The following is a 21232-nucleotide window of genomic DNA, read 5'->3' as shown; positions in this document are numbered from 1 at the left end:
TCGGGCGATGGTGACGTTCGCGCAGGCGCAGGAGCGCGCGGAAGAGTGGATCAACGGGGATGTTCCGGCGTATCTGCATCGTGAGGTGCGGGTGCGGGAGTTCGAGCTCGGGTTCGTGGTGTGGGCGGAGGACCGGGACGGGGGGCCGCGTTCGGACGGGGGCGCTCAGCGGCTGGTGATCGCCCGGGACAGTGGTGAGGCGACGCTGTGGCCGGGGCTGCCGGTGGGTGAGGTGATCCGCCGGTACGAGGAGGAGTACGGGGCGCGGGACGCGGGGGCACCCGCGGTTCCGGCGCCTGCGGCACGGGTGGATCTGAACCAGACCTCGTTCCTGCTGACGCCGCCGGAGTGGCTCCAGGAGGCGGCGGACAGGAGGGGGGTTCCGGAGCGCCGGACGTCCGGTGACGGTGCGTCGGACGGGGCGGGTTCGCGTCCGGCCGCGGCGGCTTCCCCGGGTGCGTCGGGTACGGCGTGGCCTGCGGCCGGTGGTGGCGAGGAGGCGCCGGGTGCGTCCGCGGGGGATACGCCGTGGGCGGGGACCGACACCAACGCGGAGGCGGGCGAGGACCGTTCGGTGCCGCTGCCGGAGACGGTGTTCGCGCCGCCGTTGAGCGACGCGGACGAGGGCGCCGCACCGCCGGACGCGAAGGCGGCAGGGATGTCGGGCGGTACGCCGCAGGGTGCTCCGCAGGTTCCGGGTGCGCCCGGTGCGCCGGCTGCTCCTGGGGGGCCGGCGTACGGCTACCCGCAGCCTCCCGGTGGTGTGCCGGGTGCTCCGCAGGCGCCGGGCGCTCCGTCGTACGGCTACCCGCAGGCTCCGGGCACGCCTGCGCCCGGAACGCAGCAGGCTCCCGCGCCGAACGCCGCGGACATCGCGGACGCCGCGACCAGCAAGGCGGCGCCTCCGCGGGCTGCGCGCGCCGGTGGTCCGCCGCATCCGCCGGGCGCGCCCGGGGTTCCGGGTGCGCGGCCGGGCGCCATGCCTCCGCCGCCTCCCCCGCCGCCGCCCGCACCGGGCGCTTCGGCGGGCGGGTATGTGCCGACCCAGCTCGTCTCGCAGCTCGGCTCGGACGGGCCCGAGGGCGCGGCGGGTCCCGGCACGCCGCCGCCTCCGCCTGGAACACCGCTGCCGGGCGGCCCCCAGCCGCCTGGTGTGCCCAACCCTCCGGGGGTACCGCACGCTCCAGGGGCGCCGAGTGCTCCCGGAGCGCCGACCCCTCCGGGCCCGCCCCCGGGCGGTGTGCACCACGCGGCCACCATGCTCGCGGACCCGAACCGGCCCGGCCCCGGCGCTCCGGACGCCCCCAACCCCCCGGGCCCGCCGAGCCCTTCGGCCCTGCCCGCGGCTCCGGGACAGCCCGGTGCTCCGGGACAGCCCGGTGCTCCGGGACAACCCGCGGGTCCCGGACAGCCCGGTGCTCCCGGTGCGCCGAACCCGTCGGGTGCTTCGCGGCCGCCGGGCGCCCCCGGTGCCGTACATTACGCCGAGACCATGCTGGCCGGGCCGCCGGCCCGAGGCCCCGGTGCGGCCCCGCCACCGCCTCCGGGTGCCCCCGGCATGCCTCCGGGCGCCCCGCAGGCGCCGGGACGGCCGGTGCCCGGACAGCCCATGGGCGGACCTGTGCCTGGACAGCCGGTGCCGGGACAGCCGGTGCCCGGACAGCCCATGGGCGGACCGGTGCCCGGACAGCCGATGCCGGGGCAGCAGCCGCCCGGGCAGCCCATGCCCGGTGCGCAGCCGTCGTACGGCTATCCGCCGCAGGGCCCGCCGACCGTCGGCCCCGGCTACCAGGCCGTGCTGCGCTACCGCGCGCAGGACGGTTCCGAGCAGCAGCTGATCCGGCGTTCGGCGCCGGGCATGCCGCACCCGGAGTGGCAGATCTTCCATGAGCTGCGTGCCATGAACGTGCCGCCGGACCAGGTGCTGGAGCTGCACACGGAGCTGGAGTCGTGCGAGCTGCCGGGCGCGTACTGTGCGCGGATGATCCGGGAGAACTGGCCGCAGGCGCGGATCACCAGCATCGCCCCGTACGGCACCGACCACGCCTCCCGCCAGCAGGGCATGCGGCAACTACTGGCACACCAGGGCGAGTTGCACCAGGTGGCGGACGGTCCGGCGCGTCCGGGGCCGGTGCGTGCGCCGTTGCCCGCGGTGCAGCCCGCGCCGCCGGTCCCGCCGGAGGGCATCGCGCAGGAGCTGGCGGGTTCCTTCGGTCCGGGGATCTTCCGGTTCGAGCAGGCCGCGGTGTCCCGGCAGGGTGTGCCGCCGATCGTGGCGCACACCCTGGTGGTGGCGGGACTGCCGTTCGACATGGGCCCGTTCTTCTGGGCGCAGGCCCAGCCGGGCCGTCCGGTGCCGACGCTGGCGGAGCTGGCGCAGGAGCGCGGGGTGCAGCCGGCCCCTGACGCGGGCTCGTACCTGGTCATGGGGAGCGACTTCGGCAAGGCGATCTGTGTGCAGTACGGGACGGCGAACATCGTCGCGGTGCCCGTGGAGGCGGGGCCGGGCGGTGCTTCCGTGCCGCCGCAGTTCGTGAACACGGGCCTGCCCGAGTTCGTGCGCGCTCTGGCCCTGCTCGGCCGGATGTGGCGGCTGCGCTACGGCCTCAACCAGGAGCAGGCGGGCCGTTGGACGGTCGACTTCCAGGCACAGCTCGCCTCCCTGGACCCGGCGGCGCTGAGTTCGCCGGAGAGCTGGTGGTCGGTGCTGCTGGAGCAGATGTGGGACGGGTTGCTGTGAGCTCTTCCCCAAGCCCCCTTACCTGACGCATCGTCAGTTCCGGGCCCGGTCGTACGGACGACCGGGCCCGGCCGCTTTTTCGGGTGATCTTCGGGGCGATCCGTTGCTTGTGCGTGGAGTGTCGCGTTATGAACAGTTCTGACTGATCCATCAAGATGTGCGCAAAATCATCGATTCGTGGGTCAGCTGGAGAGGGGTTCCACGATGAGCAGCGCATCGAGGTCGCCGTACGGCTTCGTGTCCGTGCGGCGCGGCTACCGTCCCGACCAGGTCGACGCCTACACCTCGGCCCTCTCACGGGAGCGCGACGCCGCCTGGGAGCGGGCCGCCCGGCTGACGGTGCTGGCCAAGGAGATGGAGGCCGGCCTGCTGCGGCTGCGGGAGAGGGTGGCGCAGCTTCCCGCGCAGACGTACGACGGCCTGGGCGATCGGGCCGGCCGGCTGTTCGACATGGCGCGGGAGGAGGCCGAGGCCCTGCGCGAGGAGGCGCGGCAGGAGGCCGGGCGTGTGCTCGCGGAGGCGGAGCAGGAGGCGCGGCGGGTGCGGGACGAGGCGCAGGCGTACGCCGACGAGGTGCGCGGTGAGGCCGAGGAGCGGGTCCGCACCCGGCTGCTGGCGGCGAGGGCCGAGGCCGACGACGTACGCATCACGGCGCGACGTGAGGTGAAGGAGGGGCGTGGGGAGGCGCTGGCCGCGCTGCGTGAGGTGCGGCAGCGCACGGCGGCGCTGCTCGCCGAGCAGGAGCGGGAGCACGCCGAGCGCTGGGCGGACGAGGAGCGGGTGGTGGCCGAACGGGTCGCGGAGGCCGAGGCGTGGGAGGCGGAGCGGGTGGCGCGCGCGGAGGCCGCGCTGTCGGATGCGCAGCGGGCGCTCGCGGAGGCCGAGGAGTCGGCCCGGCAGGTGCAGCGGGACGCCCAGGCGCGCGCCGCCGAGCTGGTCGCGGAGGCGCGGCTGCGGGAGGACCGTATCGCCCGGGAGACGGAGCGGGTGCTGCGGGAGCACGGTGAGGTCTGGGACTGTGTGCAGGCCCAGATGGACCATGTGCGCAACAGCCTGGCCATGCTGACGGGCCGGGCTCCCGCGGAGTAGACGGCCCTTGCGGCCTCCGCGCGCGCCCGGCCGTTCGTCAGCCGTTCCTGAGGGTCGTCAGCCGCTCCTGCGGGTCGCCCCCGCCAGGATCCAGCCTTCGACCGCCTCGTACTCCCGGCGTTGTTCGGCGGCCTGGCCGCGGCCGGAGGCGAGCGTGCCCAGCCAGCCGTAGGCGAAGCCGAGCGGGATGGAGACGAGGCCGGTGGTGGTGAACGGGAACCAGTTGAAGTCGGCGTCGGGGAAGGCCGCGGCGGGGGAGCCGGAGACCAGGTTGGTGCCGGTCATGAGCACGAGGGTGGTCACGGTGCCGCCGATCAGCGTGCACAGCAGGCCGGTTCGGGTGTAGCGGCGCCAGAACAGGCTGTAGACCAGGGCGGGTGCGATCGCGGAGGCCCCGATGCAGAAGGAGAGGGTCACCAGCGGTTGCAGGCTGTGGTGCTGGACGAGGGTGGCGAGCAGGATCGCCGGTATGCCCACCGCCAGCGCCGACAGCCGGGCCAGGGCCATCTCGCGGCGCGGCGGCATCTCCTGCACGCGGGCGGCGAACACGTCGTGGGCGAGGGAGTTGGCGCAGGCGAGGATCATTCCGGCGACGGAGGCGAGGAGCGTCAGGAAGATCGCCGTGGTCACCGTCGTGAACAGCAGTGTCCCGGCGTTCGACACATCTCGTCCGAACGCCGCCCGGGAGCCCAGCAGGTAGGCGGTGTTGCCCTGCGGGTCGGCCGCGGCGATGGTGGCGCGCCCGATCAGGGCGGTGGCGCCGAAGCCGACCACCGTGATGACCGGCACGAACAGCGCGACCGCCGGCACGGCCCAGGACAGCGAGCGGCGGACCTGGCGGGCGCTGTTCGCGGTGTACATCCGCATGGTGACGTGCGGCAGGCAGGCGCCGCCGAGCACCACGGTCAGCTCGGCGCTGATCATGTCGAGGCGGGGGGAGGAGCCGCCCGCGAACTCCAGGCCCGAGTGCAGGAACGCGGGGCCGGCTCCGCTGTTCTTGGCGGCGGCCGTGAACAGGGCGCCCGGGTCCCAGTCGAAGCGGTGCAGGATGAGCCCGGCGACGACCAGTCCGGAGCCGAGCAGCATCACGATCTTCAGGATCTGGATGAGGGCGGTGCCCTTCATGCCGCCGATCGCCGCGTAGGAGATCATCAGGAGGCCGAGGCCGATGACGCAGCCGGTCTTCAGGGAGTCGCCCGAGAAGCCGACGAGGAAGGCCAGCAGGTCGCCGGTGCCGGCGAGTTGGACCAGCATCAGCGGCAGCAGCGCGGCGATGGTCACGGCGCACGCGGCCATGCGCACCGCGCGCCCGGGCATGCGCCGGGCCAGCGCGTCGCCCATGGTGAACCGGCCCGCGTTGCGCAGGGGTTCGGCCAGCAGGAACATCAGCAGCATCAGCGACAGGGCCGTGCTCAGCGCGAGGACGACACCGTCGTAGCCGGCGAGCGCGATGACCCCGCCGGTGCCGAGCACGGTCGCGGCGGAGATGTAGTCCCCGGCGATGGCGAGGCCGTTGCGCATCGGGGACAGGGAGCCGTAGCCGGTGTAGAACTCGTCGAGGTCGTCGCGGTCGGGCCCGGTCATCACGCACAGCAGCAGCGTGATCGTGGCGACGGTGGTGAACGCCACGAGTGACATGGCCTGTGCGGAGCTGCTGAACCCGGTGATGCCTCCCGGTGTGTTCGCCGCGATCATCGCGCCGCCCCCCGTCCGGTGTCCAGTGCGGCCTGTCTGCGGATGCGGTCGGCGATCGGGTCGACGCCGCGGCGTGCCGTGTACTCGTACACGCCGATCGCGAGGCAGGTGACGGGGAGTTGGAGCAGGCCGAGCAGCAGGCCCATGGTGAGACCGCCGGAGACGGTGGCCGTCATGAACGAGGGCGCGAACGCGGACAGGGCGAGGAACAGCGCGAAGTAGCCGAGCGCGGTGAGGGTGGCCACGCGCCGCTGCCAGCGGTAGGCGGTGCGCAGCATCCGCAGGTCGCTGTGGTGTCCGAGCGGCGGATGCTGCGGCAGCGGCCGGCGGACCGGCTCCGCGGGCGGCGGCTGCCATGGGTACGTCGGATAGGTCGGGTGCGTCGGGTACGACGGTGGCGAGTGGTGCGGTGCTGAGTACTCGGGGGACGAGTGCCGCGGTATGAACGCGTCGGACATCCCGGTTCTCCTTGCGTGGCTCGGGTCCGGGGCGGACCGCAGGGAGCGGGGGGCGGCGACGCACGCTACTCGGGCGGATCGGGGCTGCGTGAGGTTTTCGGCAAACTGGCCGGTCGGTATGCGCTTACTACACCAACTTGAGATGAAGGGGATGGATAGGCTGGTGGGCGTGTTCGTACTGGAGCTGACCTACACCGCCCCGCTCGAAGCCGTCGACGCCGCCCTGCCGGCGCATGTGGCCTGGCTGGAGGAGCAGTACGCCTCCGGTGTCTTCCTCGCCTCCGGCCGCAAGGTCCCGCGCGACGGCGGGATCATCCTCGCCGCAGGCGAGGACCGCGAGGCGATCGAGCGGCTCACGGCGACCGACCCGTTCGTGGCGGCGGGCGTGTGCGCGTACCGGATCACCGAGTTCCTGGCGACGAAGACGGCGCCCGCGCTGGCCGCGTACCGGCAGCAGCCGCCGTCCTGAGGCGCGAGGCGCGGCGCCTGACGAGAGTGCGCTACACTTGATCATGTGCTGGTCGCCGGAACACCCGGTGTCCGGTGGTGCGTTGGTGGTCCAAGGAAAGACGCCCCGCTTCCTGCGGGGAGATGCAGGTGCAAGGCCTGCCCGGCGCTCTGATGCGAACCCCCACTCCGCGGTCGCGGGGTGGGGGTTCGTCTTTCCTGTGCGTGTGCCCGTTACGTCAGGGTCCACTTCTGGTTGTCGCCGCCGTTGCACGACCACAGGACGAGGTTCGTGCCGTTGGACGTGGCAGCGCCCGAGGCGTCCAGGCACAGGTCCGCGTTGACGTTGGTGATCGTGCCGTCGGAGTTGACGTTCCACTTCTGGTTGGCCTGGCCGTTGCAGTCCCAGATGACGACCTTGGTGCCGTTGGTGGTGCCGCGGTTGTAGGCGTCCAGGCACTTGTTGCCGTACACCACCAGTTCCTTGCGCAAGGTGTAGGTCCAGGACTGGTTCTGGCCGCCGTTGCAGTCCCAGAGCTCCGCCTGGGTGCCGTTGGTGATCGTGTTGTTGTAGATGTCGGCGCAGCGGCCGGACTGCTTGCCGGTGATCAGGGAGCCGTTGGTGCCGGGTATGGGGTGGACGGTGATGGCGCCCAGGCTCGGCAGCGAGGTTCCGGTCAGGGTGAGCGAGTTGGCGGATCCCTTGGAGAGGCCGGCCTCGACGGAGACGGTGCCCTGGGTGGAGCCGGTCGGCGGGAACGAGACGGTCGTCGGCGTCTGCCCGTTGACCTGCAGGGTCGCCGTGCGCGCGGTGGACGAGGTGTTGGTGTAGGCGATGTCGACGACGTTGACACCGGTGCTCGCCGCGCTCACGCCGGTGTAGCGCCCGGTGGAGGCGGCGCCGTACGTGCTGCTCGCCGCCTCGGTGCCGCCGCTGACCTTCAGCATCACCGTGCCGCCCGCCGGGACGTTCGCGGTGTAGCTCGTGCCGTACGTGCCCAGGTCCTTGTGGGCCCACAGGTCCCGGACGCTGGCCGATGCGTTCGTCAGGCCCAGGTCGGACCAGCGGACGGTGATGTTCTGCGCGGAGGAGGTGCGGTTGAGCAGCACGACCGCGCGGTTGCCGGTGCCGGACAGCACCTTGCCGTACACCTGGAGACCGGTGGTGTCCTCGGCGACCTTGACGCCCTGGAGGCCGCGCGGGTCCTGGTCGACCGCGACGACCTCGGGGTCGGTGAGGATGGAGGCGGTCTCCGACGTCATCGTCGTCAGGTCGTTGCCGGCGAGCAGCGGGGCTCCGGAGATCGCCCACAGGGCCATGTGGGTGCGGTTCTGGGCGGCGGTGAAGCCGTCCATGCCGACCATCAGCATGTCCGGGTCGTTGTAGGCGCCGGTGTGCTGGGCCGAGGGGTGCAGGGTCTGGTCGAAGTTGGACAGCAGGTTCGTCATCGACGGCTTGTCGCCGTAGTAGATGATGTCGGTGCTGGTCCGCCACATCGGGGCCAGGCCCGGCGCCCAGTTCCACGGGTTCTGCTTGCCCCAGTTGCAGACGGAGAGGGTGAGGGGGCGCCCGGTGGCCGCGGACGCCTTGGCGACGGCGTCACTGATCGCCTTGTACGTGGTGGCGGCGTCCAGCCCTTCCGCGTCTCCGCCGCACCAGTCGACCTTCACGAAGTCGAAGCCCCACTTGGAGAACTGCAGCATGTCCTGGTCGTAGTGGCCCTCGCTGCCGGAGCCGGGCGCGGCGGGGCGGCCGGTCGGGTAGTAGTAGCCGCAGCCGTCCTTGCCGGCGTCGGTGTAGATGCCGGCCTTCAGCCCCTTGCTGTGGATGTAGTCGGCGATGGCGCTCATGCCGCCAGGCCACTCGCTGGTGTCCACGGTGATGTGGCCGGCGCTGTCGCGGGTGCCCTGCCACCAGCCCTCGTCGATGTTGATGTACCTGTACCCGGCCGCGGGCAGGCCCGCCGCGACGAACGCGTCGACCTGCTTCTTGATCACGCTGTAGTCGATCTTCGCGGCGAAGCTGTTCCAGGAGGCCCAGCCCATGGGGGCGGTGGGCACGGGGATCTGAGTGGTTGTGGTGGCCGCCGTGGCGGGCGGGGGCTGGACGAACAGGAGGGCGGCCGTCGCGGTCAGGGCGAGCGCGAGGAGGCGTACGGCGAGGGTTCTGGAGCGGTGGAGGAGGTGCCGTGGTGGGGGAAACATGCGGCTCCCAGCGTGATCGAGACGTCGAAATACCGAACGAGGGTCGGCGAACCGAACGTGATGGCGCGCCGAACGTAGAGCCGGGGGAGGGGTAAGTCAACGGGTGTGACAGGAGCGGGAATTGTCGGAGCGCGCGGTTTACTCCGTGCGGATGCGGTCGGTGCTGTGGGTGCTGTCGATGCCGCCGGTGCGGTCGGTGCCGTCGGTGCGCTCGGTGCCGCCGGTGCCGTCAGGAGCAGTGAGCGGGCGCCGGTAGCGGATGCCGGGGCGGCCGACGAGCGTGATGTCCCCGACAGGGGTGAATCCGTTGCGTTCGAGGACGGTTCGGGACGCCGTGTTGTCGTAGGTGGTGACCGCCGTGAGGGCGGTGAGTCCGTACGCCGCGGCGGCCAGTCGGCACACTTCCGCGACCGCGGCCGTGGCCACACCCCGGCCGGCGGCGCGTTCGCCGATGCGGTAGCCGAGTTCGGCGCATCCGTCCTCGACGTCGACGAGGTTGACCCGGCCGATCAGGGACCCCTGCTCGTCCGTCACGACATGGAAGTGGCACACACCGGCGTCCTGCTCGGCGAGGCGCGCCCGGTGGCGGGCGGCGAACTCGGCGAAGTACGCGTCCCCGCGGTCCGACACCGTGCGCGCGAAGTACGCGCGGTTCTCCCGCTCGAAGGCCAGCAGGGCGTCGGCATGGTCGGCGCGCAGCCGCTCCAGCTTCACCATGGTCAAAGGGTAGGGCCGCTCAGTCCTTGAGCACGGGGAATTTCCGCGGGGCCACGAACAGCAGCACCAGGAACGCCAACGCGGCCGCGCACGACGCGCCCAGATACACGGAGTGCACCGCGTCCGCGATCGCCCGGCGGGTCGCCTCCGGCGTGGTGCCCGCGTTCAGTCCGCGCGTCACCGCGTCCAGGTCGCCCGACCCGCCCAGCCGGGACGCCAGGACCCCGTTGGCGACCGCGCCGAACACCGACGCCCCGATCGTCTGGCCGGTCTGACGGCAGAACAGGACGGATGCCGTCGTCGTGCCGCGCTCCGCCCAGCCGACCGTCGACTGCACACCCACGATCAGCGGCAGCTGGAACAGGCCCAGCGCGCCGCCCAGCAGGAGCATCACGAGGGCCGGCTGCCAGGGCGAGCCGGGGTACGGCAGGAACGGGAACGCCAGCAGGAGCAGCGCGGCCAGGCCGATGCCCAGGATCGCCGTGTCGCGGAAGCCGATGCGCCGGTACACGTGCTGGCTGAGCGCCGCCGACACCGGCCAGCTGAGCGTCCACACCGAGAGGACGAACCCGGCCGCCACCGGGCCGAGACCGAGCACGGCCTGGGCGTACGTCGGCAGGAAGACCGTCGGGGCCACCATCAGCAGCCCCAGCGCGCCGAGCGCCAGATTGACCGCGGCGATGGTACGGCGCCGCCACACCCACCCCGGGATGATCGGCTCAGCCGCCCGGCGCTCCACCGCCACCACCACCGCGACCAGCGCGAGCCCCGTCGCGAACAGCGCCAGGGACGGCGCCGACAGCCACGGCCAGGCCACCCCGCCCTGCACGAGCGCCGTCAGCAGCACGCCCCCGCACGCGAACACCGCGAGGGCGCCCGCCCAGTCGACGCGGGGGCGCGGGCCCGACTCGCGGTTCGGCTCGTGCAGATGGCGGACGATCAGCCACAGCGCGACCACCCCGATCGGCAGGTTGACCAGGAAGATCCACCGCCAGTCCGCGTACGCGGCGAGCACCCCGCCGAGCCCCGGGCCCGCCACCGCGGACACCGCCCAGACCGTGGACAGCTTCGCCTGGATCTTCGGACGCTCCTTCAGCGGGTACAGGTCGGCTGCGAGCGTCTGCACCGTGCCCTGCAGCGCGCCCCCGCCCAGGCCCTGCACGATGCGGAACGCGATCAGCGCGCCCATGTTCCAGGCCATCGCGCACAACAGCGAGCCCAGCAGGAAGACGGACGCGCCCGCGATCAGCACCGGCCTGCGGCCGAAGGTGTCGGACAGCTTGCCGTAGACGGGGAGCGTCACCGTCACGGCCAGCAGATAGCCCGAGAACAGCCACGAGAAGACGGAGAATCCGCCGAGGTCGCCGACGATCTGCGGTACGGCCGTCGAGACGATCGTCGAGTCCAGCGCGGCCAGCGCCATCGCCAGCATCAGCGCGGCGACGACGGCCCCGCGGCGCCGTGTCGCGTCCTGGGTGCGGCCGGCCGCAGCGGTCCGTATCTCCGTGTCCCCCTGGTCCACAGGAATCCTCTCCCGGTCGTTTCCCTGTGCACGTATCTGCCGTGCGACACCCTCTCACTCTCGGCCCCTGCTGGGGAGAGTTGACCCTCACGCGACGTCAGGGTGGAGAGTGGGTGGGCCGACGGGTGGAGGCGGGCCCCGAGAGTGGTCCACCTCCAGGTGGAGGACCCCTAGGGGTTCCTCCGTATCAGGGCTCGGGGAGGGCTCGTCCCACCGGAGGACGAGAGGGACCGGTCCCGTTCCTTAGCCTGGCTTTACGCCGCTGGGGAGCGGTCGGGGCGCACGGGGGTCGCGCCGGCCGCACCGGAGGGGGTGGGGTTTTCCCCAGCGGAGGACGGGGCCGGGCACCAGCGCGCCGGACGGTGCGCCCGCACCAGACTGAGCGGCGTACTCATCACACCGATCGACCACCGATCGACCACCGATTGGCGGCGGTCGGTCACCGATCAGCGCACTCACGCGCATGTCATTCATTGATGGACAAAAGGGGATTCACCATGACATCGGCCGTGACCATTCCCAGGCACGGGGGCACTGGAGGGCGTACGGCCGTTGCCGCGCGGGCTCGGCAGGTCGTGAAGGCGTACGGGGCGGGGGAGACCCGCGTCGTCGCACTCGACCACGTCGACGTGGACATCGCCCGCGGCCAGTTCACCGCCATCATGGGCCCCTCGGGGTCCGGCAAGTCCACGCTGATGCACTGCCTCGCCGGGCTCGACACCGTGACCAGCGGTCAGATCTACCTCGACGAGACCGAGATCACCGGCCTGAAGGACAAGAAGCTCACCCAGCTGCGCCGGGACCGCATCGGGTTCATCTTCCAGGCGTTCAACCTGCTGCCCACGCTGAACGCGATCGAGAACATCACGCTGCCCATGGACATCGCCGGCCGTAAGCCGGACAAGGCGTGGCTGGACCGGGTCGTGGAGACCGTCGGGCTCGCCGGGCGCCTCAAGCACCGGCCCAGCCAGCTCTCCGGCGGACAGCAGCAGCGCGTGGCCGTGGCCCGCGCCCTGGCCGCCCGCCCCGAGATCATCTTCGGTGACGAGCCGACCGGAAACCTCGACTCCCGCGCGGGCGCGGAGGTGCTGGGCTTCCTGCGCCGGTCCGTGGACGAGCTCGGCCAGACCATCGTCATGGTCACGCACGACCCGGTCGCCGCCTCCTACGCCGACCGCGTGCTGTACCTGGCCGACGGCCGGATCGTCGACGAGATGCTCAAGCCGACCGCGGACACCGTCCTGGACCGCATGAAGGACTTCGACGCCCGGGGGCGCACGTCATGACCGTCCTGAAGACCTCGCTGCGCAACTTCTTCGCGCACAAGGGGCGCATGGCGCTGTCGGCCGTCGCGGTCCTGCTGTCGGTGGCGTTCGTGTGCGGCACGCTCGTGTTCACGGACACGATGAACACGACGTTCGACAAGCTGTTCGCGGTGACGGCGTCCGACGTGACCGTCTCGCCGAAGGCCGCCAAGAGCGACGAGGCCCCGCAGAACGGCGTGCCCGAGTCGCTGCCGGCCTCCGTGCTGGACGAGGCCCGGCACGCCGAGGGCGTCAAGTCGGTGGAGGGCGGCGTCAGTTCGATGAACGTGACCGTCGTCGACAGCGACAACGAGAACATGGGCTCCTCCACCGGCGCCCCGACGATCGCCGGCAACTGGACGAGCAACGACCTGCGGTCGATGGAGATCACGTCCGGTCACGCCCCGCGCGGGCCGACCGAGATGATGGTGGACGCCGACACCGCCGACAAGCACCACCTCGAACTGGGCGACGAGCTGCGCACCATCGCGCAGACCGGTGACTTCCGGGCGCGGATCGTCGGCATCGCCACCTTCAAGGTGACCAACCCCGGTGCCGCCGTCGTCTATTTCGACACCGCCACCGCGCAGCGCGAACTGCTCGGGGCCACCGGCCGGTTCACGAACATCAACGTCACCGCGGCGTCCGGTGTTTCGGACGAGCAGCTGAAGCAGAACGTCACACGGACACTCGCCGGGGCCGGGTCCTTCAAGGTCCAGACCGCCAAGGAGAACGCCGACGAGAACCGCAAGGACGTCGGTCAGTTCATGAACGTCATCAAGTACGCCATGCTCGGCTTCGCCGGGATCGCGTTCCTGGTCGGCATCTTCCTGATCATCAACACCTTCTCGATGCTGGTCGCCCAGCGGACGCGTGAGATCGGCCTGATGCGGGCGATCGGCTCCTCCCGCCGACAGGTCAACCGGTCCGTGCTGGTCGAGGCCCTGCTGCTGGGTGTCCTGGGGTCGGTCCTCGGTGTGGGCGCGGGGGTCGGTATCGCGATCGGCCTGATGAAGGTCATGGGTTCGATGGGCATGGACCTCTCGACGCGGGACCTGACGATCAAGGCGACCACACCGGTGGCCGGCCTGGTCCTGGGCGTCGTCGTCACCGTCCTGGCCGCCTACCTGCCGGCCCGCCGCGCCGGCAAGGTCTCCCCGATGGCCGCCCTGCGGGACGCCGGCACGCCGGCCGACGGCAAGGCGGGCCGGGTGCGCGCACTGATCGGCCTCGTCCTCACCGGCGCCGGTGCCGCCGCCCTGTACGCCGCGGCGAGTGCCAAGAAGGCGAGCGACGGCTCGCTGGTCCTGGGCGTCGGCGTGGTCCTGACCCTGATCGGCTTCGTGGTCATCGGCCCGCTGCTGGCGGGCGGGGTGGTCCGGGTGATCAGCGCGGTGCTGCTGCGGGCCTTCGGCCCGGTGGGCCGCATGGCCGAGCGCAACGCCCTGCGCAACCCGCGCCGCACCGGCGCCACCGGCGCGGCCCTGATGATCGGCCTCGCACTGGTCGCCTGCCTCTCGGTGGTCGGCTCCTCGATGGTGGCCTCGGCCACCAGCGAGCTGGACAAGTCGGTCGGCGCGGACTTCATCGTCCAGGGCAACCAGCGGATCGTGCCGCAGGCCGAGAAGGCGATGCAGCAGAGCCCGCACCTGGCGCACGTCACCCGCTACAAGATGCTCGACGCCACCCTCACCCCGCCGGACGGCAAGGCCGACGACACCGGGATCACGGCCGCGGACCCCTCGTACGCCGAGGACCTGCGCCGTACGACCACGCAGGGCACCCTGTCCGCCGCCTACGGCGACGACGCCATGTCGGTCGGCTCCGACTACGCCAAGAAGCACGGCGTGCACGTCGGCGACACCATCACCGTCGCCTTCAAGGGCGGCCGGACGGCGAAGCTCAAGGTCGCGGCGATCACCAGCGACGACACCGCCCTCGACCAGGGCGCGCGCTACATGAGCATCGCGACCATGGAGAAGTACGTCCCGAAGGACAGGATCCCGCCGAACCAGATCATGTTCGCCAAGGCGAAGGACGGCCAGGAGAAGCAGGCGTACGCGGCGCTCAAGCAGTCGATGAAGCCGTACCCGCAGTACCAGGTGCGTGACCAGACCGACTACAAGAAGGAGCTGAAGGACCAGGTCGGCCAGTTGCTCAACATGGTCTACGGCCTGCTCGCCCTCGCGATCATCGTCGCGGTCCTGGGTGTGGTGAACACGCTGGCCCTGTCGGTGGTGGAGCGGACGAGGGAGATCGGCCTGCTGAGGGCGATCGGCCTCTCCCGCCGCCAGCTGCGCCGCATGATCCGCCTGGAGTCGGTGGTGATCGCCCTCTTCGGCGCCCTGCTGGGACTCGGCCTGGGCATGGGCTGGGGCGCCACGGCCCAGAAGCTCCTCGCCCTGGAGGGCCTGAACGTCCTGCAGATCCCGTGGGGCACGATCACGAGCGTGTTCGTCGCCTCGGCCTTCGTGGGGCTGTTCGCGGCCCTGATCCCGGCGTTCCGGGCGGGCCGGATGAACGTACTGAACGCGATCGCGACGGAGTAGCCCCCGAGGCGGGGAGCACGGGGTAGTCGGGTGGAGCCCGGCGCCGGGGAGCACAGGCTCTTCGACGCCGGGCTTCCCTGCGCCGTCTGGCCTGGCCTGAGTCTTTTTCGCCCCCGCCGCCCCTACCCTTCCCGTCCCTGGGGGCTGCCGCCCCCAGACCCTCGCTTCGGCCTGAACGGCCTCGTCCTCAAGCTCCCCCCAAGCTCTTCGAGCAGGGGCCCCAGATGGGCTGAATGAGCCGGCCGGGGGAAAATCAGCCTCTCCGGCGTTTGAGGAGCGGGGGTCCGGGGGCTGGCCCCCGAACGGGGTCTGGGGCGGAGCCCCAGCGGGGTGCAGGGGGCGGAGCCCCGCGAGGGGTGCAGGGGACGCAGTCCCCGCCGGGCTCCGGGGGGAGCCCCGCGAGGGGTGCAGGGGACGCAGTCCCCGCCGGGGCGCAGGGGGCGGAGCCCCCGGCGGGGTCGAAGGGGCGGAGCCCCTGGGGACGGGTCGGGTAAGGGCGGCGGGGGCGGGCACCATCCGGCGCCCTCACCCCGTAGCCGGCGGGACGTTGTCCACAGCCCCGACGGTCACGCGCCCGGCGTCGTACGCTGGACAACCCCGGCCCCAGAAAATCTCGCGGCCGGGTGTTCGTGTTGCCCACTCCGGGACGGATGCCCCTCCATGAGCCTGCACGGTCTGCTCGACGCCGTAGTCAAGGACGCCGCACTCGCGGAAGCGGTCAAGGCCGCGACCGACGGCAACCGTATGCACGTCGACCTCGTCGGCCCCCCGGCGGCACGCCCCTTCACCGTGGCCGCACTCGCCCGGGACGCGGGCAGGCCCGTGCTCGCCGTGACCGCGACCGGCCGCGAGGCCGAGGACCTCGCCGCCGCGCTGCGCTCCCTGCTGCCGCCCGACGGCGTCGTGGAGTACCCCTCCTGGGAGACCCTCCCGCACGAGCGCCTCAGCCCCCGCAGCGACACCGTCGGCCGCCGCCTCGCCGTCCTGAGACGGCTCGCCCACCCGAGCTCCGACGACCCCGAGACCGGCCCGGTCTCCGTCGTCGTCGCCGCCGTGCGTTCCGTGCTCCAGCCCCAGGTCAAGGGCCTCGGCGACCTGGAACCGGTGTCCCTGAGAACCGGCCAGAGCGCCGACCTGAACGACGTCGTGGACGCCCTCGCCGCCGCCGCGTACTCCCGCGTGGAGCTGGTGGAGAAGCGCGGCGAGTTCGCCGTGCGCGGCGGCATCCTGGACGTCTTCCCGCCCACCGAGGAACACCCCCTGCGCATCGAGTTCTGGGGCGACGAGGTCGAGGAGATCCGCTACTTCAAGGTCGCCGACCAGCGCTCCCTGGAGGTCGCCGAGCACGGCCTGTGGGCACCGCCCTGCCGCGAGCTGCTGCTCACCGACGACGTGCGGCAGCGCGCCGCCGCCCTCGCCGAGGACCACCCGGAGCTGGGCGAACTGCTCGGCAAGATCGCCGAGGGGATCGCCGTGGAGGGCATGGAGTCCCTCGCGCCCGTCCTCGTCGACGACATGGAGCTGCTGCTCGACGTCCTGCCCGCGGGCGCCATGGCCGTCGTGTGCGACCCGGAGCGGGTGCGCACGCGCGCCGCGGACCTGGTGGCCACGTCGCAGGAGTTCCTGCAGGCGTCCTGGGCGGCCACCGCCGGCGGCGGAGAGGCCCCCATCGACGTCGGCGCCGCCTCCCTGTGGTCCCTCGCGGACGTCCGGGACCGGGCCGGCGAGCTGGGCATGATGTGGTGGTCGGTGTCCCCGTTCGCCGCGGACGCCGACCTGACGGGGACATATGCCGCGGCGGGGGACACGCTCACGCTGGGCATGCACGCCCCGGACACCTACCGCGGCGACACCGCCAAGGCGCTCGCCGACACCAAGGGCTGGCTCGCCGACGGCTGGCGCACCGTGTTCGTCACCGAGGCCCACGGCCCGGCGTCCCGCACGGTCGAGGTGCTGGGCAACGAGGGCATCGCGGCCCGCCTCGACGCCGACCTCGGGGCGCTGTCCCCGTCGGTCGTGCACGTGGCGTGCGGCTCGATCGAGTACGGCTTCGTCGACCCGGCCCTCAAGCTGGCCGTGCTCACGGAGACCGACCTGTCCGGCCAGCGGGCGGCCGGCCGCGACGGCGCCCGGATGCCGGCCCGCCGCCGCAAGACGATCGACCCGCTGACCCTGGAGTCCGGCGACTACATCGTCCACGAGCAGCACGGCGTGGGCCGCTACATCGAGATGGTGCAGCGCACGGTCCAGGGCGCCACCCGCGAGTACCTGGTGGTGGAGTACGCCCCGGCCAAGCGCGGCCAGCCCGGCGACCGCCTCTACATCCCGACCGACCAGCTGGAGCAGATCACCAAGTACGTCGGCGGCGAGGCCCCCACCCTGCACCGCCTCGGCGGCGCCGACTGGACGAAGACGAAGGCGCGCGCGAAGAAGGCCGTCAAGGAGATCGCCGCCGATCTCATCAAGCTGTACTCCGCGCGCATGGCGGCCCCCGGCCACGCCTTCGGCGCGGACACCCCCTGGCAGCGGGAGCTGGAGGACGCGTTCGCGTACGCGGAGACCCCGGACCAGTTGACCACGATCGCCGAGGTCAAGGAGGACATGGAGAAGTCGGTCCCGATGGACCGCCTGATCTGCGGCGACGTCGGCTACGGCAAGACGGAGATCGCGGTGCGGGCCGCCTTCAAGGCGGTCCAGGACGGCAAGCAGGTCGCCGTCCTCGTCCCGACGACGCTGCTGGTGCAGCAGCACTTCGGCACGTTCTCCGACCGCTACTCCCAGTTCCCGGTGAACGTGAGGGCGCTGTCCCGTTTCCAGACGGACACGGAGGCCAAGGCGGTGCTGGAGGGGCTGCGCGAGGGCTCGGTGGACGTCGTCATCGGCACGCACCGCCTGTTCTCGTCGGAGACCAAGTTCAAGGACCTCGGTCTGGTCATCGTCGACGAGGAGCAGCGCTTCGGCGTCGAGCACAAGGAGCAGCTGAAGAAGTTGCGCGCGAACGTCGACGTGCTGACGATGTCCGCGACCCCGATCCCCAGGACCCTCGAGATGGCGGTGACGGGCATCCGCGAGATGTCCACGATCACCACCCCGCCGGAGGAGCGGCACCCGGTGCTGACCTTCGTCGGGCCGTACGAGGAGAAGCAGATCGGCGCCGCGATCCGCCGTGAGCTGCTGCGCGAGGGCCAGGTCTTCTACATCCACAACCGGGTGGAGTCGATCGACCGGGCGGCGGCGCGGTTGCGTGAGATCGTCCCCGAGGCGCGGATCGCCACGGCCCACGGCCAGATGTCGGAGCAGGCGCTGGAGCAGGTCGTCGTCGACTTCTGGGAGAAGAAGTTCGACGTGCTGGTCTCCACGACGATCGTCGAGTCGGGCATCGACATCTCCAACGCCAACACGCTGATCGTGGAGCGCGGCGACACCTTCGGCCTGTCCCAGCTGCACCAGTTGCGCGGCCGCGTCGGCCGTGGCCGGGAGCGCGGCTACGCGTACTTCCTCTACCCGCCGGAGAAGCCGCTGACGGAGACCGCCCACGAGCGGCTGGCGACCATCGCCCAGCACACGGAGATGGGCGCGGGCATGTACGTGGCGATGAAGGACCTGGAGATCCGCGGCGCGGGCAACCTGCTCGGCGGCGAGCAGTCCGGCCACATCGCGGGCGTCGGCTTCGACCTGTACGTGCGGATGGTCGGCGAGGCGGTCGCGGACTACCGGCGCCAGCTGGAGACCGGCGAGATCGAAGAAGAGGCGCCGCTCGAGGTCAAGATCGAGCTGCCCGTCGACGCCCATGTCCCGCACGACTACGCGCCCGGCGAGCGGCTGCGCCTGCAGGCCTACCGCGCGATCGCCTCCGTGAACTCGGAGGAGGACATCAAGGCCGTCCGCGAGGAACTCGTCGACCGCTACGGCAAGCTGCCCGAGCCGGTCGAGAACCTCCTTCTGGTGGCGGGCCTGCGCATGCTCGCCCGCGCCTGCGGTGTCGGCGAGATCGTCCTGCAGGGCACCAACATCCGCTTCGCGCCGGTGGAGCTGAGGGAGTCCCAGGAACTGCGGCTCAAGCGCCTGTACCCCGGCACCATCGTCAAGCCGGCCGTCCACCAGGTCCTGGTGCCCCGCCCCAAGACGGCGAAGGTGGGCGGAAAGCCGCTGGTCGGCCGGGAGTTGCTGGGCTGGGTCGGGGAGTTCCTGACATCGATCCTGGGGTCGTAGCGGGTCTAGCGAGCCCTAGCCGGCCCTAGCTAGCTCTAACCGGTCCTAACCGGTCCTAACCGGTCCTAGCGGTCCTTGCGTTCCCTAACGGACTCTATCGGACAGATATGGCCTGAGCGGGTCCTAGTGGGTCGGAGCGGTCGTATCGGGTCGCGGCGCGTGAGCGGGGCGGTTCTCGTACGCATGACGAAGGCGATGCGAGGGACATAACCCCTTGACGGTTACCGTGAGACCGGGAGAACGGCCCGGCGCGGGCGGTACAGGCAAGGGGAGGGCGTCGCGCAATGCGTACTGAGCGGCACGTCGGGCACTGTGGCGGAAGGCGGCGCGCCCTGCTGGCATCCGCCGTTCTGCTGGCCACCGGATTGACGGTGACCGGGTGCAAGGACCTGGCCCCGCCCGCGGACGGCGGACCCTCCGGTTCCGCCGTCCCCACGGCCGCCGACGGCCGGGCTGTGAACCCGCTGGACAACCCCGACGGGACGAAGCCGGGCCTGGCAGCCATCACTTCGAGCGCGGACAAGGCGAAGGCCCGGTCGCTGATCGAGAAAGTGGCGACGAAGGGCCGCGGACCCAAGACGGGGTACGAGCGGGACAAGTTCGGCTACGCCTGGACCGACTCGGCCCCGGGCGGAATCCCCTTTTCCCACAACGGGTGTGACTCGCGCAACGATCTCCTGAAGCGCGATGGCGAGAAGGTCCGCTTCCGGGCGGGCTCGGACTGCGTCGTCACCTCCATGACGCTGCACGACCCGTACACCGGGAAGACGATCGGGTGGACCAAGTCCCATGCGGCGACAGTGCAGATAGACCACGTCATGCCGCTGTCGTACGACTGGCAGATGGGTGCCTCGCGCTGGTCGAAGGACAAGCGGGAGGACATCGCCAACGACCCGCTGAACCTGATCCCGGTGGACGGACCGACCAATGGCGCGAAGGGCGACTCCGGGCCGGCGACCTGGCTGCCCCCGAACACACAGATCCGCTGCGCCTACTCGGTCCGCTTCGCCCAGGTGTCGCTCAAGTACGACCTCCCCGTGACGACGGCCGACAAGCAGATGATGCTGCGTCAGTGCGGCGGCTGAGGCGGCGGCCTCGCGGAGAACTTCCCCTGTCGGCGTCGTCCGGCCGGGGAGGTACCCTACGGCGTCCCGTCCATATTCGTGTATATGTACGGACCTCTACGTAGGCGCTCCTGAGAGGCGAAGGTGAACGGCCGTGAAGCACGACGTGGTCGCCGCGCGCGCGACTGAAGCGGTGACAGGCACCGTTCCCGGGCTGCTGCCCCGGGCGGCACTGGCGGCCGTACCCCTGTTGAGTCTGGGAATGCTGGGTGCCGTGCCCTCGCTTGTGCTGGCCTTCCGGCGGGGCACGCGCGCGGACTGGCTGGCGGCGGTGATCTTCAGTGCGGTGAACGTGGCATGGCTGTTCGAGGCCATGCTCACACCGGTGGACACCCACGGCCTGCAGTACGCCGCCGACGTCCTGTTGCTGTTCGCCTCCACGCTCGGAGCGGCGCTGCACTGCCTGTTCGTCAGGGCCTCGGGGGGAGACGCCCGATGAAGACCCGGCGTGGCTGGCGTGCCGGCAACAAGAAGACCCGATCCACGCGCGGGGCACCGGTGGTCCGCGCGTTGGCGGCGGTGGCCGGCGCGTTGCGGGGCCGTGGGGCCTGGGTGGCCGGCGGCGGTGCGGCCGTCGTCGTGCTCGGGCTGGTGGGCGCCTGGCTGTTCGCCGGGGAGGAGCGGGCCGCGCCCCCTGATCCTCGGGCGCGCCAGTACCAGGACTTCGACGCGTGCATGTTGACGGGGGACAAGGGCATCACGCGGGGAACGCTCGCCGCTTCGGCGTGGGAGGGCATGCAGCAGGCATCCCGGGACACGCTGGCCAGGGTCACCTATGTGCCGGTCACGGGGCCGCAGTCGGCGGGCAACGTCCAGCCGTTCCTCAACAGCCTGATCCAGCGTCAGTGCGATGTCGTGGTGGCGGTCGGCACGCCGCAGGTTCAGGTCACGCGTGCCGCCGCCGGGAAGAACACGGCGGTGCGTTTCGTCCTGGTCGACGACGCGTCGGCGGTGAAGGCGGAGACGGCCGGGAACGTGACCGTCGCGAAGCCGGACGAAAGTCTCAAGGAGACGGTGGCGCAAGCGATCAGACAGGCCGTGAGGGCATCTAACGCGTGAACTGCCCCCAGGGTTCCGGGTCGTTGGTAAAGATCAGCTAACGTTGCCCGTCTCGTGTGGAGCCTTTGCACGTTCTTGGGGCAAACTTGCGAAGCTTTTGTCGGCTCGTAA

The 21232-nt window shown here is 71.6% G+C and carries 14 protein-coding genes; 9 read left to right on the top strand and 5 right to left on the bottom strand.

Going from position 1 to position 21232, the window contains the following annotated elements; genetic code table 11:
• Positions 1 to 7: 7 nt before the first annotated feature.
• Together ACIRC0_RS30915 and ACIRC0_RS30910 are read left to right on the top strand one after the other, a co-directional pair.
• On the top strand, positions 8 to 2740 hold the full coding sequence (locus tag ACIRC0_RS30915) for an SUKH-4 family immunity protein (protein WP_403622543.1): 2733 nt from the start codon (positions 8 to 10) through the stop codon (positions 2738 to 2740).
• A 204-nt stretch (positions 2741 to 2944) separates the two neighbouring features.
• Positions 2945 to 3829, top strand: a complete 885-nt coding sequence (locus ACIRC0_RS30910) for a cellulose-binding protein (RefSeq protein WP_403622540.1) — start codon at positions 2945 to 2947, stop codon at positions 3827 to 3829.
• Positions 3830 to 3886: 57 nt separating this feature from the next.
• Here the strand turns inward: ACIRC0_RS30910 and ACIRC0_RS30905 are convergent, their stop codons facing one another.
• Both ACIRC0_RS30905 and ACIRC0_RS30900 read right to left on the bottom strand, forming a co-directional pair.
• The gene (locus ACIRC0_RS30905; protein WP_403622537.1) at positions 3887 to 5524 is read right to left on the bottom strand and encodes a cation acetate symporter; all 1638 of its coding nucleotides are present in this window, start codon (positions 5522 to 5524) and stop codon (positions 3887 to 3889) included.
• Entirely contained in the window at positions 5521 to 5982 is a 462-nt protein-coding gene (locus ACIRC0_RS30900; protein WP_403622534.1) for a DUF485 domain-containing protein, read from the bottom strand. The genes ACIRC0_RS30905 and ACIRC0_RS30900 overlap by 4 nt, the downstream gene beginning before the upstream one ends.
• Before the next feature lie 169 nt (positions 5983 to 6151).
• Between ACIRC0_RS30900 and ACIRC0_RS30895 the strand changes: the two genes are divergently transcribed.
• Positions 6152 to 6451: a YciI family protein gene (locus tag ACIRC0_RS30895; RefSeq protein WP_403623021.1), complete on the top strand. Its 300-nt coding sequence runs from the start codon at positions 6152 to 6154 to the stop codon at positions 6449 to 6451.
• A 212-nt stretch (positions 6452 to 6663) separates the two neighbouring features.
• On the opposite strand, the gene ACIRC0_RS30890 is transcribed toward ACIRC0_RS30895, so the two are convergent.
• The 3 genes from ACIRC0_RS30890 to ACIRC0_RS30880 form a co-directional block, all read right to left on the bottom strand.
• Positions 6664 to 8634 (bottom strand): ricin-type beta-trefoil lectin domain protein, encoded by a 1971-nt coding sequence (locus ACIRC0_RS30890; protein ID WP_403622531.1) that lies wholly within the window; start codon positions 8632 to 8634, stop codon positions 6664 to 6666.
• A 138-nt stretch (positions 8635 to 8772) separates the two neighbouring features.
• Positions 8773 to 9351: a GNAT family N-acetyltransferase gene (locus ACIRC0_RS30885; protein WP_403622528.1), complete on the bottom strand. Its 579-nt coding sequence runs from the start codon at positions 9349 to 9351 to the stop codon at positions 8773 to 8775.
• Positions 9352 to 9370: 19 nt separating this feature from the next.
• Positions 9371 to 10909 (bottom strand): MFS transporter, encoded by a 1539-nt coding sequence (locus ACIRC0_RS30880; RefSeq protein ID WP_403623018.1) that lies wholly within the window; start codon positions 10907 to 10909, stop codon positions 9371 to 9373.
• 461 nt (positions 10910 to 11370) lie between these two features.
• Here ACIRC0_RS30880 and ACIRC0_RS30875 point away from each other — a divergent pair, with 461 nt between their 5' ends.
• The 6 genes from ACIRC0_RS30875 to ACIRC0_RS30850 all read left to right on the top strand — a co-directional run bounded on the left by ACIRC0_RS30875 (position 11371) and on the right by ACIRC0_RS30850 (position 21121).
• Positions 11371 to 12159, top strand: a complete 789-nt coding sequence (locus tag ACIRC0_RS30875) for an ABC transporter ATP-binding protein (protein WP_388998102.1) — start codon at positions 11371 to 11373, stop codon at positions 12157 to 12159.
• On the top strand, positions 12156 to 14726 hold the full coding sequence (locus ACIRC0_RS30870; protein WP_403622525.1) for an ABC transporter permease: 2571 nt from the start codon (positions 12156 to 12158) through the stop codon (positions 14724 to 14726). Before ACIRC0_RS30875 ends, ACIRC0_RS30870 begins: the two co-directional genes overlap by 4 nt.
• Before the next feature lie 660 nt (positions 14727 to 15386).
• Positions 15387 to 18938, top strand: a complete 3552-nt coding sequence (mfd, locus tag ACIRC0_RS30865) for a transcription-repair coupling factor (protein ID WP_403622522.1) — start codon at positions 15387 to 15389, stop codon at positions 18936 to 18938.
• Between the two features lie 284 nt (positions 18939 to 19222).
• Positions 19223 to 20023, top strand: a complete 801-nt coding sequence (locus tag ACIRC0_RS30860; RefSeq protein ID WP_403622519.1) for an HNH endonuclease family protein — start codon at positions 19223 to 19225, stop codon at positions 20021 to 20023.
• A 133-nt stretch (positions 20024 to 20156) separates the two neighbouring features.
• Complete coding sequence (locus ACIRC0_RS30855; RefSeq protein ID WP_403622515.1) at positions 20157 to 20501, top strand: hypothetical protein; 345 nt, start codon at positions 20157 to 20159, stop codon at positions 20499 to 20501.
• On the top strand, positions 20498 to 21121 hold the full coding sequence (locus tag ACIRC0_RS30850; RefSeq protein ID WP_403622512.1) for a BMP family ABC transporter substrate-binding protein: 624 nt from the start codon (positions 20498 to 20500) through the stop codon (positions 21119 to 21121). The genes ACIRC0_RS30855 and ACIRC0_RS30850 overlap by 4 nt, the downstream gene beginning before the upstream one ends.
• Positions 21122 to 21232 lie beyond the last annotated feature (111 nt).

Source organism: Streptomyces sp. NPDC093984 (genome assembly GCF_044764595.1).
Classification (GTDB): Bacteria; Actinomycetota; Actinomycetes; order Streptomycetales; family Streptomycetaceae; genus Streptomyces; species Streptomyces cynarae.
Note: the sequence above shows the minus strand (reverse complement) of the source record. Positions and strands in the feature narration are given on the sequence as shown.

Excerpts from the sequence above, each read along its gene's own strand:
- ACIRC0_RS30850 (WP_403622512.1), top strand. The coding sequence starts at position 20,498 with ATGAAGACCCGGCGTGGCTGGCGTGCCGGCAACAAGAAGACCCGATCC.
- ACIRC0_RS30870 (WP_403622525.1), top strand. The coding sequence starts at position 12,156 with ATGACCGTCCTGAAGACCTCGCTGCGCAACTTCTTCGCGCACAAGGGG.
- ACIRC0_RS30860 (WP_403622519.1), top strand. The coding sequence starts at position 19,223 with ATGCGTACTGAGCGGCACGTCGGGCACTGTGGCGGAAGGCGGCGCGCC.
- ACIRC0_RS30910 (WP_403622540.1), top strand. The coding sequence starts at position 2,945 with ATGAGCAGCGCATCGAGGTCGCCGTACGGCTTCGTGTCCGTGCGGCGC.
- ACIRC0_RS30900 (WP_403622534.1), bottom strand. The coding sequence starts at position 5,982 with ATGTCCGACGCGTTCATACCGCGGCACTCGTCCCCCGAGTACTCAGCA.
- ACIRC0_RS30915 (WP_403622543.1), top strand. The coding sequence starts at position 8 with ATGGTGACGTTCGCGCAGGCGCAGGAGCGCGCGGAAGAGTGGATCAAC.
- ACIRC0_RS30875 (WP_388998102.1), top strand. The coding sequence starts at position 11,371 with ATGACATCGGCCGTGACCATTCCCAGGCACGGGGGCACTGGAGGGCGT.
- ACIRC0_RS30905 (WP_403622537.1), bottom strand. The coding sequence starts at position 5,524 with ATGATCGCGGCGAACACACCGGGAGGCATCACCGGGTTCAGCAGCTCC.
- mfd (WP_403622522.1), top strand. The coding sequence starts at position 15,387 with ATGAGCCTGCACGGTCTGCTCGACGCCGTAGTCAAGGACGCCGCACTC.
- ACIRC0_RS30890 (WP_403622531.1), bottom strand. The coding sequence starts at position 8,634 with ATGTTTCCCCCACCACGGCACCTCCTCCACCGCTCCAGAACCCTCGCC.
- ACIRC0_RS30885 (WP_403622528.1), bottom strand. The coding sequence starts at position 9,351 with ATGGTGAAGCTGGAGCGGCTGCGCGCCGACCATGCCGACGCCCTGCTG.